This window comes from Oceanospirillum multiglobuliferum (assembly GCF_900167095.1).
GTDB lineage: Bacteria > Pseudomonadota > Gammaproteobacteria > Pseudomonadales > Halomonadaceae > Oceanospirillum > Oceanospirillum multiglobuliferum.
Window position 1 is genome coordinate 1 of record NZ_FUXG01000024.1, and the last position, 16,540, is coordinate 16,540.

The 16,540-nt window shown below is 43.5% G+C and carries 17 protein-coding genes and 1 pseudogene; 7 read left to right on the top strand and 11 right to left on the bottom strand.

Translation table 11 applies throughout. From position 1 onward, the window contains the following. Positions 1-293 (top strand): IS30 family transposase (locus B5D26_RS13605; protein ID WP_143833122.1); only part of this gene is annotated, 293 nt, incomplete at its 5' end. A gap of 261 nt (positions 294-554) precedes the next feature. Beyond that, the gene (locus B5D26_RS13610; RefSeq protein WP_078746274.1) at positions 555-989 is read left to right on the top strand and encodes a hypothetical protein; all 435 of its coding nucleotides are present in this window, start codon (positions 555-557) and stop codon (positions 987-989) included. Positions 990-1,735: 746 nt separating this feature from the next. Here the strand turns inward: B5D26_RS13610 and B5D26_RS16305 are convergent. After that, positions 1,736-1,825: pseudogene (locus B5D26_RS16305) on the bottom strand (Type I secretion system protein TolC); the annotation flags it as partial. Positions 1,826-2,149: 324 nt separating this feature from the next. On the opposite strand from B5D26_RS16305, the gene dusA reads away from it, so the two are divergent. Then, positions 2,150-3,211 (top strand): tRNA dihydrouridine(20/20a) synthase DusA, encoded by a 1,062-nt coding sequence (dusA, locus tag B5D26_RS13615; protein ID WP_407668537.1) that lies wholly within the window; start codon positions 2,150-2,152, stop codon positions 3,209-3,211. Positions 3,212-3,245: 34 nt separating this feature from the next. Here dusA and B5D26_RS13620 read toward each other — a convergent pair whose 3' ends face one another. Together B5D26_RS13620 and B5D26_RS13625 are read right to left on the bottom strand one after the other, a co-directional pair. After that, positions 3,246-3,749 (bottom strand): STAS domain-containing protein, encoded by a 504-nt coding sequence (locus tag B5D26_RS13620; protein ID WP_078746276.1) that lies wholly within the window; start codon positions 3,747-3,749, stop codon positions 3,246-3,248. A 1-nt stretch (position 3,750) separates the two neighbouring features. Next, entirely contained in the window at positions 3,751-4,914 is a 1,164-nt protein-coding gene (locus B5D26_RS13625) for a PP2C family protein-serine/threonine phosphatase (protein ID WP_078746277.1), read from the bottom strand. 155 nt (positions 4,915-5,069) lie between these two features. Between B5D26_RS13625 and B5D26_RS13630 the strand changes: the two genes are divergently transcribed. Beyond that, the gene (locus B5D26_RS13630) at positions 5,070-5,363 is read left to right on the top strand and encodes a PilZ domain-containing protein (RefSeq protein WP_159445669.1); all 294 of its coding nucleotides are present in this window, start codon (positions 5,070-5,072) and stop codon (positions 5,361-5,363) included. 24 nt (positions 5,364-5,387) lie between these two features. Here B5D26_RS13630 and B5D26_RS13635 read toward each other — a convergent pair whose 3' ends face one another. From B5D26_RS13635 to B5D26_RS13650, 4 genes are all read right to left on the bottom strand, one after another. Next, positions 5,388-6,227 carry a class II glutamine amidotransferase gene (locus B5D26_RS13635; RefSeq protein ID WP_078746279.1) on the bottom strand — a complete coding sequence of 280 codons (840 nt, stop codon included), beginning with the start codon at positions 6,225-6,227 and terminating at the stop codon, positions 5,388-5,390. Between the two features lie 21 nt (positions 6,228-6,248). After that, the gene (locus B5D26_RS13640; RefSeq protein ID WP_159445670.1) at positions 6,249-8,057 is read right to left on the bottom strand and encodes a VWA domain-containing protein; all 1,809 of its coding nucleotides are present in this window, start codon (positions 8,055-8,057) and stop codon (positions 6,249-6,251) included. A 127-nt stretch (positions 8,058-8,184) separates the two neighbouring features. Then, on the bottom strand, positions 8,185-8,847 hold the full coding sequence (locus tag B5D26_RS13645) for a YEATS-associated helix-containing protein (RefSeq protein ID WP_078746281.1): 663 nt from the start codon (positions 8,845-8,847) through the stop codon (positions 8,185-8,187). A gap of 214 nt (positions 8,848-9,061) precedes the next feature. After that, positions 9,062-9,436 (bottom strand): hypothetical protein, encoded by a 375-nt coding sequence (locus tag B5D26_RS13650; RefSeq protein WP_078746282.1) that lies wholly within the window; start codon positions 9,434-9,436, stop codon positions 9,062-9,064. A 128-nt stretch (positions 9,437-9,564) separates the two neighbouring features. On the opposite strand from B5D26_RS13650, the gene B5D26_RS13655 reads away from it, so the two are divergent. Together B5D26_RS13655 and B5D26_RS13660 are read left to right on the top strand one after the other, a co-directional pair. Continuing rightward, positions 9,565-11,643 (top strand): prolyl oligopeptidase family serine peptidase, encoded by a 2,079-nt coding sequence (locus B5D26_RS13655; RefSeq protein WP_078746283.1) that lies wholly within the window; start codon positions 9,565-9,567, stop codon positions 11,641-11,643. 156 nt (positions 11,644-11,799) lie between these two features. Then, the gene (locus B5D26_RS13660) at positions 11,800-12,501 is read left to right on the top strand and encodes a hypothetical protein (RefSeq protein ID WP_078746284.1); all 702 of its coding nucleotides are present in this window, start codon (positions 11,800-11,802) and stop codon (positions 12,499-12,501) included. 34 nt (positions 12,502-12,535) lie between these two features. Here the strand turns inward: B5D26_RS13660 and B5D26_RS13665 are convergent, their stop codons facing one another. Both B5D26_RS13665 and fusA read right to left on the bottom strand, forming a co-directional pair. After that, positions 12,536-13,192: a glutathione S-transferase gene (locus B5D26_RS13665; protein ID WP_078746285.1), complete on the bottom strand. Its 657-nt coding sequence runs from the start codon at positions 13,190-13,192 to the stop codon at positions 12,536-12,538. Positions 13,193-13,403: 211 nt separating this feature from the next. Then, positions 13,404-15,494 carry an elongation factor G gene (fusA, locus tag B5D26_RS13670; protein WP_078746286.1) on the bottom strand — a complete coding sequence of 697 codons (2,091 nt, stop codon included), beginning with the start codon at positions 15,492-15,494 and terminating at the stop codon, positions 13,404-13,406. A 216-nt stretch (positions 15,495-15,710) separates the two neighbouring features. On the opposite strand from fusA, the gene B5D26_RS13675 reads away from it, so the two are divergent. Continuing rightward, positions 15,711-15,938, top strand: a complete 228-nt coding sequence (locus B5D26_RS13675) for an FIG domain-containing protein (RefSeq protein WP_078746287.1) — start codon at positions 15,711-15,713, stop codon at positions 15,936-15,938. A 113-nt stretch (positions 15,939-16,051) separates the two neighbouring features. Here B5D26_RS13675 and B5D26_RS13680 read toward each other — a convergent pair whose 3' ends face one another. Continuing rightward, complete coding sequence (locus B5D26_RS13680; protein ID WP_078746288.1) at positions 16,052-16,330, bottom strand: cyd operon YbgE family protein; 279 nt, start codon at positions 16,328-16,330, stop codon at positions 16,052-16,054. Positions 16,331-16,407: 77 nt separating this feature from the next. Continuing rightward, positions 16,408-16,527, bottom strand: a complete 120-nt coding sequence (gene cydX, locus B5D26_RS13685; protein WP_078746289.1) for a cytochrome bd-I oxidase subunit CydX — start codon at positions 16,525-16,527, stop codon at positions 16,408-16,410. Positions 16,528-16,540 lie beyond the last annotated feature (13 nt).

The window sequence follows — 16,540 nt, forward strand, 5'->3', positions numbered from 1 at the left end:
AAGGCAAAGAGATGGCTAAGCATGCGGAAATCACGCAACGTACAGGTGTAGCGATCTATTTTTGTGATCCACACAGTCCGTGGCAGCGGGGAAGCAATGAGAATATCAATGGCCTAATCCGCCAATATTTACCTAAAGGAACGGATCTGTCAGTGCACAGTCAGGAGCAGTTGGATGCGATTGCTTATGAGTTGAATATCAGGCCTCGGCAGCGTTTTGAATACCGATGCCCCATTGAAGTAATTAGTGAAGTGATGGCGAAAGAATATAATACCACCACATTAGTTCAGTAGCGTGTTGCACTCAGAGTCTGCAACCGCCCCTTTTATAAATGGCCGTGCTTGGTTATAAATAGCCAGACTAAAAAGCCCCGCTAACGCTACGCTCTAACGACAGCGCGCGGGGAAAATAGCTCTGAAAAGGTGTAGCAAAGCCACACCGGATAACACGCTGAATTAACGTGTTATCCGCTGATAGCCTTGTAATTTATATGATTTCTATCGTAGTAAAAAAATGATAGGCTAATATTATTTTAATTTTTCAGGATTATATAAATGATTGCTTATCACGGTGTTTATAAAGGAGAGATTTTAGTTTTAATTGAGAAATCCAGTATGATTTACTTGGAAAAAGAATCCCTGATAAGGATAGGTTATCAGTATGCTATATCGGATGATAAAGAGGTTCTTATCGACACCGTTTTTAATTTGGCGAAGAGTACTAATGATTTCAATCTTATTGGCAAACTTAATGAATTGCTTGATATATCATCTGGTTACTCTTATAGCGAGAGTCAAAAAGACATCGTTGGAAAAATATCGAAATCTATTTTTATAGAACGCATTGTTTTGACTGCTATTTTTTTTATTTCTATTGCTTCATCTTTATATAAACCAAGCTTTTTTTCTCGAAAGGTAGAAAGCTGCTTGAAGACGCGAAGAACGATCAGGCTTTTTACGGTATGCAGCTTGGCTGCAGTTTGTATTTGAGCAATAAATTCTATGGTTCTGAAGTTTGGGTGAGTCGCTATAGGTATACTTTGATGGTTATTGGTACTATCATTTGGGGATATGGCGATTTAATTCATACGGCTTTGTGGACTTTTTTATTTAAATAGTTAAGAGCCCGCACTGATTGTGACAGACTCTTGATTTTTACTTCACAAGATGCAGCTTAAACTCTTTTGGTGGAGTAGGCTGCTTGACGTGTTTAGCCTTAATTACAGAAACATCTGTAATAACCAATCCAAATATCAAAACCCCACTACACCAAAAATCGATGACAAGGATTTGGATGGGCTCTCTGTTTTATCAGTAAAGATTAAAGTTTACCCTGCATCGAGTTCTCAAACTCTGCTACTTTTCCCGTCTATTCTGGCATTCAGTTTAAGTCCAACGCCTTCTCGATAAAATATGAAACAAAAAACCTTGACGCACAATCTCTCAGTATTGCTAGAAGAGAAAACCATGTATTCGCCTATGAGTACAAGATCATCAAAACTAGTACCACAAGACAGCAACTATCCCTTTCTTATTATTTTTGATCATAACAACTTAACTGGAGAAAATTCGGACACCCATTCATTTGTATCTGAAAAATCAACATACGACACCGTCATGATATAAATGCTTAGACTGTGCCTCACCGTGCAGCCATGCACAATCCACTCGTTCGGCGTACTGTTTTAGCTTGTTTAAACAGCCTATCGCTCGGTTAAGTTTCAACCCATCTGGCGGCATAAAAACGTACGGCGAACACAACGGGCAATGCAGTGATAGTAAGGGGTATCCGATGGGCAGATTTGTTCTGAGCGAGCGCGGGTCATGGTGTATCCTCCTTGATGAACAAGCTATTCCTTAGCGGTTGAGTTCAATGTAGACCATGTTTTCTAGAGGGCCTAGTTTTTATGAGTGTCCTGTTTTTTTGACCCAAGTCTTATATCGAATGTGCATGATTCTCTGTGTATAATTCGACCAGATTTCTTTATCCGTATATCTGCCTTGTACTTGATTGTACCCTCTGTGGTTCCTCTCTTTGTAATAGTCGCCATAATGCGCCCCAAAACAAGTGGTGCGCCTTGCTAAAAATGGTGCACTTTGGGTGCAACAATATACAGAAAAAGCTAGAAAACACGCATTTAATAATGGGTATATGCACAGTGCTAAACACGTTTGAATTAGAAGAAAATACTTTAAAATCAATAGATTACGGCTGCCAACGCTTCTCCGTTGCCCCTATGCTGGACTGGACTGATCGGCACTATCGTTATTTTGCGCGCCTGTTGTCAAAAGAGGCGCTGCTTTACACCGAGATGGTCACAACAGGTGCAATTTTATTTGGTAATAACACCGAGCGCTTTCTAGGATTTAACGCACAAGAGCACCCTGTTGCATTGCAGTTGGGTGGCGGCAATCCAGAAGAGCTTGCTAAAAGCACTGCTATTGCTACCGAATATGGTTTTGATGAGATCAATTTAAATGTGGGCTGCCCCAGTGATCGGGTGCAAAACAATATGATTGGGGCTTGTTTAATGGCGCATCCGCAGCTGGTTGCTGATTGTGTGCAGGCGATGCAAGCATCGACTGACAAGCCTGTTACGGTTAAGTGCCGTATTGGTATTGATGAGCAAGACCCTTATCAGATTTTGCCTGAGTTTATTGAGACCGTTGCGAAGACTGGGTGTCGCAGTTTTACAATTCACGCCCGTAAAGCTTGGCTTAAAGGGTTAAGTCCTAAGGAAAATCGTGAAATTCCGCCTTTAGATTACGACATTGTTTACCAGATGAAGCAGCGTTACCCAGAGCTGAACATTGTGATCAATGGCGGAATTACGCAGTTCGAAGCAATGCATCAGCACTTGGCGCATGTAGATGGGGTGATGGTTGGGCGCGAGGCGTACCAAAATCCTTATATTTTGGCTCAGGTTGATCAGCAGTTGTTTGGCCGCGATACCCCTATGATTTCACGCCACGATGCTGTGCGCTTAATGCTGCCTTATATTGAGCAACAGGTTTCTGCGGGCTGTTATTTGAATCATATCAGTCGTCATATGCTAGGAATTTTTCAGGGCTGTGCAGGTGGCCGTAAGTTTCGTCGCTACCTTAGTGAAAATGCCCATAAACCGGGTTCTGGCCCTGAGGTATTAGAGCAAGCATTGGCATTAGTTTCGGAGCAAGCGCTTTTAGATACGCCAGAAAAAGAGCACGCTTAATATTTTAAAGCGTGTGTCAGATAAGGTTGCCAACTTAATGAGAGGTAATATTGGGTTGGCAACTTTCTAGGGCAAAGACAACAGGTGCAAATTCTTCTTTGTTGTGAGGGTTTAGCCCCATTAGCACACGATGTGCGTCTATCACTTTTTGCCTAATACTTTCAACGCACTCATCTAAAATAGGCGCCTCAGTTAAAGGCTGATTAAGCTCTATTGGTTCGTGTACCATTAGAAAATAATGTTCAAAGCCCATTGAAATCAAAATACGTGTAATGTCTTCTCGGGTGCTGATGATGGTGGGTTTTTGACTGATTTGCCCTTTTGTACTTACCGCAATTTTAGCTAATAACCCTAGGGCTGTACTGTCAATGCCTTCTGTTTCAGTCAAGTCAATCACTACGGATTTTAGACAACCTTGGCAGAAAATTCGTTTCAGCAAGGCATCAATCGTCGAACAAAGTGTCAAGCGTACATCGCCCATAAACTTCAGAACATAAACGCCTTGATTTTCAGCGATTAGAATTTTGCCATTTTGCATATCAAGTGTCCGATATGGTCAACATTGTGACATCATCAGGTGAGCTTTTCATACCCATCTGATTGAACCATTGCACTAATCCAGCGTGATCTCCAGCAAACTGTTGTGCAAGTGATAACAGTTGGCTTTCTTTCTCTGCAAGGGTGTTATTTTTCATCACTTCAAAAACCCCGTCTGAAAAGAGCGAGAGATGGTAACGCGGGTGCAACAATAACTCAAACTCCTCGTAAGTCGCATCGGCAAAAAGTCCAACAGGTAGACCTTTTTCTCCAATAAATTGCGTTTGGTCAACACTATGTAGTATGGGAGTAGGAAATTGAGCACCATTGCTATAACGCAATAGATGTTGGCGTTGGTCTATTACGCCGATAAATATAGTGAGATGCTTGCCTAGCGAGGTATCGAGTAGTTCTTGATTCACTTCTGTTAGGATCTGAGCCGTTGAGATCAATTGGCCTCGTTCCAAACGCCTAGTCACATAGCGACGAATAAACACTCTTAACAGAATTGTAATAAAGGCGGATGAGGCTCCGTGCCCTGACACATCTGCCAAATAAAATAGCACTCGATCTGTGTCTATAGGTAAGTAATCCACGACGTCACCACTCAAATAAAGAGATGGGCAGATTGTATGCTCAAACGTCATACCGCCATGTTGCCAAGGGGTTTGGGGTAGCATTCTCTGCTGCACGTAGCGTCCGGCTTGCTGGTCTTGGCGCAAAACATCTAGGCTTGTCATCAGCTCAAGATTAATCTGCTCTAGTTCAGTATAGGTCTGTATGCTCTGTCGTGCATCTCGCATACGGGTAACTGCGCGACTTAACACTAATGACGCCAATTTTGAGTGGCTTTCAGGGTTTAAAATATAATCGTCTGCTCCTGCTTCTAACGCTTTAATCACAACGTCATGCTGACATTCATCAGCCCACAATACTAGTGCATAAGTGCGTTGTGAATCGAGCCAAGGCTCTAACCTGAACAAATCACCAAAGCTAGACAGCTCGAATATGACAAGTTCAATATTTGAGCTAAGCTTTTCAGGAGAGAAATCTGATGCGAGGGTTTGAATAGTAATGGTTTGGCATAGCTGCTCAAATGGCGACTTCCCTTTGCATTGGCTACTATTTGAAGGGATCAAAGCCGCATCTGTGATTGTAGAAAACATGATAGCCTTTGACCCTCAAATGTATGAACACCTAGTGTAATACCTAGGTATTTTTAGGGAAACACTCAGGTGATATCTCGTTAATCTTTGTGCCATAGTTAATAAAGACTTCAATTCTAGCAATGATATGTATACAAAATGTGAAGGTGAATTTGATGGATTTTGTACTTTCAGTAGAGAAGCGACAGTCTTCACGCATCAAGCTTAACAGCCCTCTTTTGGTTACGCCGAAGCATAGCCCGTCATCAGTGACTGTTTTTTGTCTAGACTTTAGCCACTCTGGGCTTTCTATTCGATCCCCTGTTCAGCTAAAAATTGGTACTGAGGTCAAAGTGGAGCTGATTAATCCTTTAGCGCCTTTTCAAGCGGAAGCAAAAGTCGTTTGGGTTCGGTCAGCACCATTAAGCGACCAATTTCATATCGGTTTAGCATTAATCATCGAGGAGTGATAGAAGATGTAATTGGCTTAGCTCCTATTGACCGAATCGCTGTAAAATAAGTTCCCCATTTTTGAAAACAGCAAGTTCGCCTGTTTGCATCGGTGTCCATTGTTCATTATCGGTCAGTGGCTGCGTTGCAATAACGGTGACAATATCATTAGGCGTGGTCACTTTTTTAAAGTCAACTTGCAGTTCCGTATCGGATAAAACTGCCTCGCCAAAGGGCGCACAACGCGTAATATGGTGTAACTTTGTTGAACAGTAGGCAAATAGATACTCGCCATTGGAGAGCAGCATATTAAAAACGCCTTTACCTCTAAGCTGTTCACACCAAGTATGAATTGCTGTGCTTATTTGCTCAATACAGCCTGAACGCTCTACACAGCCACCTAAATCTGATGTACTGCTCTTATCAACTCTATTAGTGCCTATAGGAAAGTTCAGTCTTAACTGAGCCAATAACCAGCAAAATGCCTGCTCACTATCGGTGGTGCCAACGGGTTGATAAAAACTTGCAGGGAAATGCAATGCAGACTCTTCTAACTGCCCATTGTGGGCATAACTCCAATGCTGACCCCATAACTCACGATTAAAAGGGTGAGTATTCTCTAAGCAGATGCCACCCACGTTTGCCTGACGGATATGGCTAATCACGACACGGCTTTTAATAGGATAACGCTGTATTAGGCGTGCAATCTCAGAGTCAACTGATGGATTGGGATCGCGAAACTCTCGATAGCCACGCCCTTCATAGAATGCGATACCCCAGCCATCTTTATGAGGGCCTGTTCCACCGCCACGCTTCACCAGCCCACTGAAACTAAAGCAGATATCAGTAGGCACATTGGCGGTCATTCCCATCAGTTCACACATAACGCAGCCTTTACTCTCCAATTATAGTGTCAGGTCGTCACTGTCTTTGCTAGCCTGTTGGCGGGATGCTAAACGTCGCTGAACAAAACGGCGATATAGCCAGAATGCGCCTGCAAAAAGCGCGATATTGGCTAGCGCAACACCTGCATAAACCCAAAGCAGGTTGTCTCCGCTTGGCTTGCTAGGGTTCAACGGTTGATCGTTTGGATCAAGTAGGTTCATGCGTGGCATTGGCTCTTTATCTTCAGCTGAAGAGCTATTGCTGTTGTTACGACCACTGCCACTACCATCATTTAAAGGCTGTGCGTTAAGCGCAGAGCCTTCATCAAGAGCGGTTACTTTTGCATCAGCATTTAGTGGAGGGATAACAACAGGGTCAAGCTCAACATCAAAAGGCTTGCCTTGAACTGTACCTTTAGCAAAAACACGAATCACTTGGCGCTTGCTACGGTCAAGCTCTGGGACATTTAAGCGCCACTGATCTTTGCTGTTTAACTGCGCTTGTAAAGTTAAGCCCATCACCTCAGCGCTGATCTGAATCTCATTGGCTTTCAGTTCAGGGAAAACTTTATTGAACAAAATGCGCTCGGCTTGATTCGCTTGATCATACTGAACCTCGCTACTTACAACATCTTGTACAAAGACAGGCTGAGAAATTGATCGCTGGAAGGTTTTACCGTCTAAGTTCACTTTAATACGGTAGTTGCCTGTATTATTAAACGGGCCAAGCTGAGTATTGAATACACCTACACTACCAGGCTTGCCTGTCATTATATCTTTTTGCAGGCTTTGATCATTATCGCCAACCTGCTCTGCTTCCATAGAGACAACTTTTAGGAACTCTTTGCGGGTGATAACTTCACCTTCCTCTTTAATGGAGGCTTCTAGATCTAAGCTTAAACCCCGAAACAGAGTGGCAGGTACATCACTAACCGACAAGCTTAAGTCTGATACAACTGTGACACGATTATCAGGGTGTAGCTCTGTTTCAATCAGCCATTCACCATCTTCTGGGTCTGTCACCGTAATCAAGTCGTAGCGTGTTTCATAGTGCCAGCGCACCGTCGATGGGTGAGTGAGTGAGGTATAGCGTTCACCCTTAGGGGAGATCAAAAACACACGTTGACTATTCGGTTTATGGAATACCAATGCGGTGAATTCATTAATGCTACTGTCAACTAAGAATCTATTATTATCTAGCGGTACTTGCTCGCTTGGGGCGGTACGATCAAGAGCTTGTACAAATAACTGCATCAGTTCTTCTGCATTATTTGCAACTGCGGCCAAACCACCTGTGCGCTGAGCAAGCTTTAACATTAGATCTTTATCGGCATTATCTGATAACGCAACAGTATGAATGGTGAAACCTGCATCTTTCAAACGAGGTAAAAGATCTAACAAGATATGATCACGGGATTTGTTATTTTCAAACCTCTTTTGCCGCTCAGTGCTGGCTTCAGAGATGTCAACCAAACCGTCTGTCAGAAGAATAATGTGTCGCTCAAAGCCTTCGCGTTTACGCTTTGCATCATAAGTAGAGCGCTCTAATGCATTCTCAATGTCGGTAAACAAAGCATTAGAGGTGATGTCTCGACTATGGCTTCGCGCCAATCGCCGCCAATCTTCATTTACTTTTTCATGTGGTACGAGCAAGTTGACGTAGGCACCAAATGTCCAGACCCCCGCACGACTGTCCTCTGGCAATAAATCAACCAGCAGATTCAGTGCTGGCACCCTCAAATTATTAGGATCGTTTTCCTTCATACTGCCTGAAATATCAATTAACACGCGTACATCGGGCTTTACATCTGCAGCCCATGCGTTTGTCATTATCAATCCTGACAGAGCACTCAATACAACAAGCTGCAAAGCAGTCTGTGTTATCAAACGAGTGAATTTATTACGTATCGATCTCACTGAGGATGCCATTGCCGATCCTTATTCGCTTTAAGTCAGTTTAAACCAGTGTTTCAGATAGTTTTCGACCGCGCTCAGTAATATACCAACGCACTCCCCAGCCACCATTAACTCGACCCGCTAAACCTTTACCTACAAGTACAGATAAACTTTTTTGTAGATCTGTTTCATCAAATTCAGTTTCTTTGCTTAAACCATGTAGCGCACGGTAAATATGGCGTCCACTGGCCAAGCTTTTTAATACCGCAGTCGAGGAAACATCTAAGCTATCAAGCTCTAAGTTTGACACCTCTAACGTATCGTCACGCTCAGTTTCTGTTTCCAGTAGCGGTACGATGGCATCCTGCAGTTGCTTTAGCTGTAAACGTAACTCTTCTGTAGAGGTTTTAGCACTTTCTGCTGCCAGCATTGTACGGTCTACTGTATTGGTTACCACAACACGAGAACCGATGGCTGCAATTAAACAAATCCCTGTATAAATCAGCATCTTAGATGAATCAGATTGGCTTAAAACAACAATGTTGCTGCCAACCATATCCAAAACAACGGGCACTAAGAAAGATGCCCCAACACCAACAACAAGACAGCGCGCAATTGCGGCCGTGTCTTTATTGTTTTGATTCAGCAGGTAGTAGTTGATTAAACCACCAAAAACACCTGCTAGCAGCATTACCACAGTTAGAATAACGACGTGTGCGACCATGTTTATTTCCAGATCCTATTTTCCGAAGCCTTCCAGTATCCCGAAAACTTATTTCCCCTATATATCTAGCAAATAGCAGTAAATCGTTAGAAGTAACAGGGAGTTAAAGCTCAGGCCCTACCATACTCATTGATTGAATGGCGTTATTGTGTGCCAGATGGGTTACACAAACAATGCGCAATAGAAAAAAACCAGCGATTACTACTGAGTTCAACTACAGATGTGGCTCTGTACGTGCCGGAACTGGCTCAGCATCCTCTTGAACCTGCTTTCGAGCATAAAACCAATACAGCAACATCAGCACATAACCTCCTGCCATTGCTAATAGTAATGGTTTTCCTGCCCTTGCCCATGACTCAAGGTCTAGAGTGAGCGCTTCAAAAAAACTGATGATAATAGCAGGTGCCATCGGCCCAGCATTCCCTTGCACATACCAAGGTACTGCCATGATGACAAAAGCAGTCACTCGCAGCCAGCTCCGTAGAAACAAAGGCCAAGATAGAGTGATTCGTAAGGTTACGCCTAATACAATAATTGCTGCCAGCGCATAAAAGCTCCAGCCCCAAACTTGATAGTCTTCAAACGTCATATTGCTTTCCGTTTAATATCTCTCGTGTTCCGTTTAACATAGCGCGTCTATTAAGTTAACTGACTGAACCAAAAAATATTTTCAGTTGATGCACCCATTACGCTCTCTTTCGTCATAAGCAGCCTATTATGTCTCAAGCTTTAACAAATAACGACCACCCCAACTTTTTAAACCGAACACTTGTACCTGAGCAGGATAAATGGCTTGAGAAAAAATCGACTAAAACGCTCAATTTTTTAAAGTCGCAGAATGCGCGCGCAGATCAGTGGCTTAATAGCAGTGTTCAGAATGACTTATTTCAAGAGATCAAACATCGTACGCCTTTAAACAACGACAGCTACCCTTCTGATTTAGAGCATTTTAGCTACTTTGTACGCACCAGTGAAACACTAAACTATCCTCAGTTTTGGCGCTACCCAATTGGTAAACCAGAGCAAGCAACCTGTTACCTTGATCAAAACCACTTGGCTGAAGGTGAAGACTATTTTGACTTAGGGGATATTGCCATTTCCCCTGATGAAAGTTTGCTGGCCATGAGTGTTGATACAGAGGGTGATGAACAGTATCAGCTCAAAATAATCGATCTCAACACACAGCAATGGTTGGCGCTTCCAGAACTACCGCCTCTTGCATCGGACTTACTTTGGAGCGAAGACCAAGACCTGCTCATTTGTTACCCTTTGGATGACACCCAACGTCCTTGGCAAGTTTTGGTGCTCAATATTCAGACTCAAACACAACAAGTGATCTTTACCGAACCTGATGGGCGCTTCTGGCTGGGCTGTAGCAAAAGTCGAGATCGAAAAACTTTATTTATCGAAAGTTTGAGCAAGCAAAGCACAGAGTATTACTTTTTGCCCGCAGACCAACCTTACGCAACACCTACGCTGGTTTGCCCAAGAGTAGAGCAACATGAATACCATGTTGATAGTCTTGGTGAACAACTTTTTATCCGTAGTAATCTTCGCTCACCTTACTTTGCTTTATTTAAAATTGATAAATCTGTAATGCCTTGCACTATAGAGTTATTTAACCAGCAAGCAGAACAGCTCTACCCGCAGAGCATCACCTATGGCAGCCTAACATTTGAAGGTTTTGAGCTATTTGAGCAACACCTGCTTATTCTCAGTCGTGAGCATCAAATGGGGCAACAGCAATTCAGTGTTCACAAACTGAGCGGCACCTTACAGCATGAGTTTGTTGCCCCCTTTCCTTTAGCCTCTATTAATTTATCAGACAATCCAAAAAGCTGTAGCCAGCAAGTACGCCTAGAGCTTGAGTCCTTTACACAGCCCGCTGCGCTATACAGCTATGATCTAAACCTAAAGAAACTGAACTGTTTAAAACAGATTCCACTGAATAACACAGATTTGAGCCAGTTTGACTGCCAGCGCATTCTGCTACCTAGCTGGGACGGCAGTGCAATCCCTGTAAGCTTAATAGGGCAACGTGATCTGCTTGGGTCTGCAATTAATCATCAACAACCAGCACCTATACTACTCTATACCTACGGTGCTTATGGTGATGCGCTTGACCCTTGGTTTTCTGCGAGTCGGCTGAGCTTGCTTGAGCGCGGCATTATTTTTGCCATTGCACATATTCGAGGCGGGAGCGACTGTGGTGAAGATTGGTACAAACAGGGGCGCCTAGGCTACAAAGAAAACAGTATTCGAGACTTACAACACTGCATTACAGGGCTTATTGCTTTAGGCATCACAAACTCAGAACAACTCGTTTTACAAGGTGGGAGTGCCGCAGGCATTGTACTTGGCGCTATGTACAATCGTATTCCAGAACAGTTAAAAGGCATTGTTGCTGAAGTACCGTTTGTCGATGTACTACGTAGCATGTCAAGGCCAGAGCTTCCGCTCACCCTAACCGAATATGAGGAGTGGGGTAATCCTGAACAAGCAGAGGCATACTGGCGTATTCAGCATTGGAGTCCGCTGGACAATCTCAAACCTCAGCTACATCAAGATTCAAAAAACAATCCAGAGCTATGGATTGAGGCAGGCCTTAACGACCCTAGAGTACAGTACTGGGAGCCAACCAAATGGGCATACCGCCTATTGAACCAGCAGGTCGAGAATTTGCATCTACGCACCCGTATGGACTCTGGTCACGCAGGTGGCTCTGGCCGAGATCAAAGCTATAAAGAGATCGCAGAGGTGCAAACCGTTATTTTGCAGATGCTAAATAAGGCTTAGGGATATTTGGGTTAAGGCTGGATAAATTATTCAGCATTTTAAAAATGACTCACTATTGTTTTTTTGTTCAGAAATAAACAAGCGCCTCAAATCAGTGTTAAAATTGAAACAGTGCGCTTGGTTTTAAGCAGACAAAGATAAGGTTTATGGCATTATATGAGCAACAGTCCATCTCTATCACCGCAATTAGAAGCCCAAATCAAACTGCTAATTGACGAAAGTATTGCGCAGTTTAAAGACGAGCTTATTGCTTATATAGACAACAAATATCAAGAGAGCGCCTCAAAAGCACCTGCTCAAGAAGAAGTTGTTGAGCCGCTCACGCTTAACATGGTGATGCTGCAAATTGCAGCAATTTTCGAGAAATTCAGCCATTATGACGAGATATACCGTACATACGGTATTGAAGCAGATACATTCCAGGATGAGTGTAATGATGCTATCGACATGATGAAGTTTCAGATTGAGCAATTTGAATCCCAGTTAAGAGAGTTCCAAAATCGCTTATTGATCGAAGAAAGCGGTGGAGACTCTGCGATAAAGCATGACAATGATATTTCACAAGAGTTTAAGTCATTCTCAAAAGAAGTGCAGGAAACGCTAAGCCAATTTGACCAGTATTTCGATGCCCAATCTCAGTTGCTGGATGAGATCCCCGTACAAGTGGATGAGCTTAAAGCGGAGCTGAAGGGCCTACAAGAGCAGCTGTCGGGCAAACAGTCAAAAAGTGAGAGTTTGATTAAACTTCAAGAAACTAAACAAGAGTTGCTAAGTAAAATCAAACGTGCAGTTGCAAGCCTGAACGAACAATTACCGCTAGTCGTTGATAAACAAATTGCTAAGAGAAACCCTGATTAAATCTCAAAGGTCGTTCGAGCTTAACTTTTTAAGCCTATAAACAAAACACCTGTCCTTTTTCGTCCTCTTGCCAAGACTGGTAAGAGGTCATCACTTTTTTAAACTCTCGGCTTTCCAGCCATTGATTTAACCAACTCTGTAATCGAGGGTAAGGCGCTGCGTTAAACCACTGCCGATCAACATGAGCAAATTGGCGTACAAAGGGCATTATGCCAATATCAGCCAAGCTGATATTGGCTCCAAGCAAGTAGGGTTGCTTGCTTAGAAGACTTTCAAGTTGCTGTAAAAACAATTCCCCTTGTTCACGATAATAAGCTTGGCTTTGTTCTGGGTAGCGATCTGCATATTTATAGCGATCTAACCAGTATTTAAAGCTTTGGTCGTTTTCGTCCATCAGTTTCTGGCTGCTATCCGGCTGCACTTGCAGCAGTCCTTTTGGATCGTACTGCTCTAGCGCCCATTGCATAATATCTCGGCTTTCTTCAAGCACGCTCTGCCCATGCCTCAACTGCCCTGCCGATAATTGCAATACAGGCACAGTACCTTTGGGACTGAGTGCCAACATAGCGACAGGTTTGTTTTTTAGCACAATCTCGCGTAGCTCAACCTTCTGCTCAGCAAAGATTAAAGCTAAGCGGGCGCGCATGGCGTAGGGGCAACGACGAAAGGAATATAAGATGGGTAGGGACATGGCTTGCCGCTTAAATCCAAAGAACATTGACTTTATCAGTTATTAACGTACTTGATATTTTGAATATCGGAGATGTTCCTCTTCATACTACCAGACTGAACTTTAAATAACTTTCTAGTTTCTGCCAAAAACTTCTGTAGTCTTAAATAAGAAAACCCCGATGATTTTCATCACCGGGGTTTTAAGTCAAGCCGTACGAACAGTTAAAAAATTACTTTTTAGCTGCGTTACGCTCTTTAACTTCTGCGATAACCTTCTCAGCAACGCTGTTAGGGCAAGGCAGGTAGTGAGAGAACTCCATAGAGAACTGACCACGACCAGAAGTAATAGTACGTAGGTGACCGATATAACCAAACATTTCAGATAGTGGAACGTCTGCTTTAATACGGATGCCCATTGCGCCTGGCTCTTGATCTTTGATCATGCCGCGACGACGGTTCAAGTCACCAATTACGTCACCTACGTTGTCCTCTGGAGAGAACACGTCAACTTTCATGATAGGCTCAATCAGTTGTGGTTTCGCTTTAGGAATAGACTGACGGAATGCACCTTTAGCTGCAATTTCGAACGCAATCGCAGAAGAGTCAACCGCGTGGAAAGAACCGTCATACAGTTCAACTTCAAGGTCTAGAACAGGGAAGCCTGCTAAAGTACCTTCGTCCATCATAGACTTGAAGCCTTTCTCAACTGCTGGCCAGAATTCTTTTGGTACGTTACCGCCTACAACTGTTGACAGGAACTTGAAGCCAGAGCCTGGCTCACCTGGACGGATGCGGTAGTCAATCTTACCGAACTGACCAGAACCACCAGACTGTTTCTTGTGCGTGTAGCTGTCTTCAACCGCTGCCGTGATAGTTTCACGGTAAGCTACTTGAGGAGCACCTACTACTAGATCAATACCGAAAGTACGCTTCAGAATGTCTACTTTAATATCTAGGTGTAGCTCACCCATACCTTTCAGAATGGTTTCGCCAGAATCGATATCAGTTTCTACTTGGAATGATGGATCTTCAGCGATCATCTTACCTAGTGCAACACCCAGTTTCTCAGAAGAACCTTTGTCTTTAGGTGCTACAGCGATAGAGATTACTGGATCTGGGAAGATCATTGGCTCAAGTGTACATTCGTGCTTAACATCACACAGGGTGTGACCAGTACGTACGTTCTTCATACCAACAACCGCGATGATGTCACCTGCTTGTGCAGAATCGATCTCGTTACGGTCGTTAGCATGCATCTCAACCATACGGCCAATACGCTCAGTTTTACCTGTCGCAGAGTTCAGTACGGTGTCACCCTTAGCCAGTTTACCTGAGTAGATACGGATGAACGTCAGAGCACCGAAACGGTCGTCCATGATCTTGAACGCCAACGCGCGGAATGGCTCGTCAACCGATACAACAGCTACTTCACCAGTCTCTTCACCAGTCTCTGGGTTAGTCAGAGGCTGTGGATCAACTTCTGTTGGAGATGGCAGGTAATCAACAACCGCATCCAGAATTAACTGCATACCTTTGTTTTTGAACGCAGAACCACAGAATGTTGGGAAGAATGCTAGGTCACGCGTACCTTTACGGATACAACGCTTCAGATCTTCAATAGAAGGAATTTCACCTTCCATGTAAGCTTCCATCAGATCATCGTCTTGCTCAACAGCAGTCTCGATCAGTTGCTCGTGGTATTTCTCAACCAGATCAACCATATCTTCTGGAACTTCTTTAACTTCGTAGTTTTCTGGTTGGCCAGACTCATCCCAAACGTAAGCTTGTTTGGTCAGAACGTCTACAACACCTTTGAACTGGTCTTCGATACCGATTGGCAAAGTCATTACCAATGGATTTGCGCCCAGAACCTTCTTAACTTGACCTACAACGCGATAGAAGTCAGCACCAGTACGATCCAATTTGTTAACAAAGATCAAACGTGCAACTTCAGAGTCGTTCGCATAACGCCAGTTAGTTTCAGACTGAGGCTCTACACCACCTGAGCCACAGAATACACCGATACCACCGTCTAGTACTTTCAAAGAACGGTATACTTCGATAGTGAAGTCAACGTGACCCGGAGTATCAATAACGTTGAAGCGGTGACCTTTCCAGAAGCAAGTGGTTGCCGCTGACTGAATGGTAATACCACGTTCAGCTTCTTGATCCATGAAGTCCATAGTGGACTCGCCTTCGTGTACTTCACCCAGCTTATGGATTTTACCAGTTAGTTTTAGGATACGTTCAGTAGTTGTGGTTTTACCCGCATCTACGTGAGCGAAAATACCGATGTTTCTATAAAGAGATAAGTTTGACATTATTCTACGCTACATTCAGTCAGAGTGAAATTTGCGCGCAAGTATACAAGATAACTAAACCTTTTTTGTAGACCTTTACGCATAAATTATGAAATATGTTTGATCAGACAGGATTTTTTGGCTTTATTTACTGATCTGCTGTCTATGATAGCCGCTTTCGGCATTAAATTGAGTATACTACACAAGGTTTGTACCGATTAATTGATCAGGTAAATTATGAGTATTCAAGAAATAGCAGTATCCAACAGTCAAAAAAAGAAGCTACAGCAGGCAATTAGCAACGAAGCAGTGCTGATGACTGACGACAATGGCGACCTAGTTGTGCAAGTTGCTGCTTACGAAGATTTCAAGGCGAACCTACGCAAAGAGCCTAAAGCACCTATAGAGGTCATCGTTGGTGAAGAGGCTTTAGATCTTGACGCAGAATTCTGGGTGTTCAGCTAATTTTATAATTTAGCGCCAAGCCACTAAAAGCCGCCTTTGCAGCAACTGTAAAGGCGGCTTTTATTTTAGTTATCAGATCCTGAACACCGCAACAGATGTCTTAAACAAAGTACTTAGTGTGAAAGATACTGAATCAAGCCGTAAGCGATCACCAACCAAGCAATAACTGGGTGGAACATAACCCTCCAAAGCGTTGCCTTAGGCTCAAAGCCAACACCATGAATAAAACCTGCGCTGACCGCCCACATAAATAGGGTGAATAGACCGTGATCCACTTCGTGAATCGATTCAGCAATCAGTCGTGGATATGCCGTCAGCACAACGCTGATGGCGATGGCGCTGATCAGGGACAGCGCCTGAGTCCAGCCGGACTTGGGATAGGGAATGTTCATTATCGGGGTTCCGGTATTGCTATTTTAAAACCGGCCAGCTTCCAGCTGTATGGGTGAGAGCTGGCCTGTAAGGATGATCAGCCTTGTGGCTGATCGTTATCCAGATCAAACGCCGGGTCGGATTCCAGCCACATCGCATTGATGATGCCGAAAGAGATCGCCAGTAATACACCTAAAATCCAGGCAAAGTACCACATAGTCTTTTCTCCT

Excerpts from the sequence above, each read along its gene's own strand:
- B5D26_RS13610 (WP_078746274.1), top strand. The coding sequence starts at position 555 with ATGATTGCTTATCACGGTGTTTATAAAGGAGAGATTTTAGTTTTAATT.
- B5D26_RS13620 (WP_078746276.1), bottom strand. The coding sequence starts at position 3,749 with ATGCAAAATGGCAAAATTCTAATCGCTGAAAATCAAGGCGTTTATGTT.
- B5D26_RS13625 (WP_078746277.1), bottom strand. The coding sequence starts at position 4,914 with ATGTTTTCTACAATCACAGATGCGGCTTTGATCCCTTCAAATAGTAGC.
- B5D26_RS13630 (WP_159445669.1), top strand. The coding sequence starts at position 5,070 with ATGGATTTTGTACTTTCAGTAGAGAAGCGACAGTCTTCACGCATCAAG.
- B5D26_RS13635 (WP_078746279.1), bottom strand. The coding sequence starts at position 6,227 with ATGTGTGAACTGATGGGAATGACCGCCAATGTGCCTACTGATATCTGC.
- B5D26_RS13640 (WP_159445670.1), bottom strand. The coding sequence starts at position 8,057 with ATGACAAACGCATGGGCTGCAGATGTAAAGCCCGATGTACGCGTGTTA.
- B5D26_RS13645 (WP_078746281.1), bottom strand. The coding sequence starts at position 8,847 with ATGGTCGCACACGTCGTTATTCTAACTGTGGTAATGCTGCTAGCAGGT.
- B5D26_RS13650 (WP_078746282.1), bottom strand. The coding sequence starts at position 9,436 with ATGACGTTTGAAGACTATCAAGTTTGGGGCTGGAGCTTTTATGCGCTG.
- B5D26_RS13655 (WP_078746283.1), top strand. The coding sequence starts at position 9,565 with ATGTCTCAAGCTTTAACAAATAACGACCACCCCAACTTTTTAAACCGA.
- B5D26_RS13660 (WP_078746284.1), top strand. The coding sequence starts at position 11,800 with ATGAGCAACAGTCCATCTCTATCACCGCAATTAGAAGCCCAAATCAAA.
- B5D26_RS13665 (WP_078746285.1), bottom strand. The coding sequence starts at position 13,192 with ATGTCCCTACCCATCTTATATTCCTTTCGTCGTTGCCCCTACGCCATG.
- fusA (WP_078746286.1), bottom strand. The coding sequence starts at position 15,494 with ATGTCAAACTTATCTCTTTATAGAAACATCGGTATTTTCGCTCACGTA.
- B5D26_RS13675 (WP_078746287.1), top strand. The coding sequence starts at position 15,711 with ATGAGTATTCAAGAAATAGCAGTATCCAACAGTCAAAAAAAGAAGCTA.
- B5D26_RS13680 (WP_078746288.1), bottom strand. The coding sequence starts at position 16,330 with ATGAACATTCCCTATCCCAAGTCCGGCTGGACTCAGGCGCTGTCCCTG.
- cydX (WP_078746289.1), bottom strand. The coding sequence starts at position 16,527 with ATGTGGTACTTTGCCTGGATTTTAGGTGTATTACTGGCGATCTCTTTC.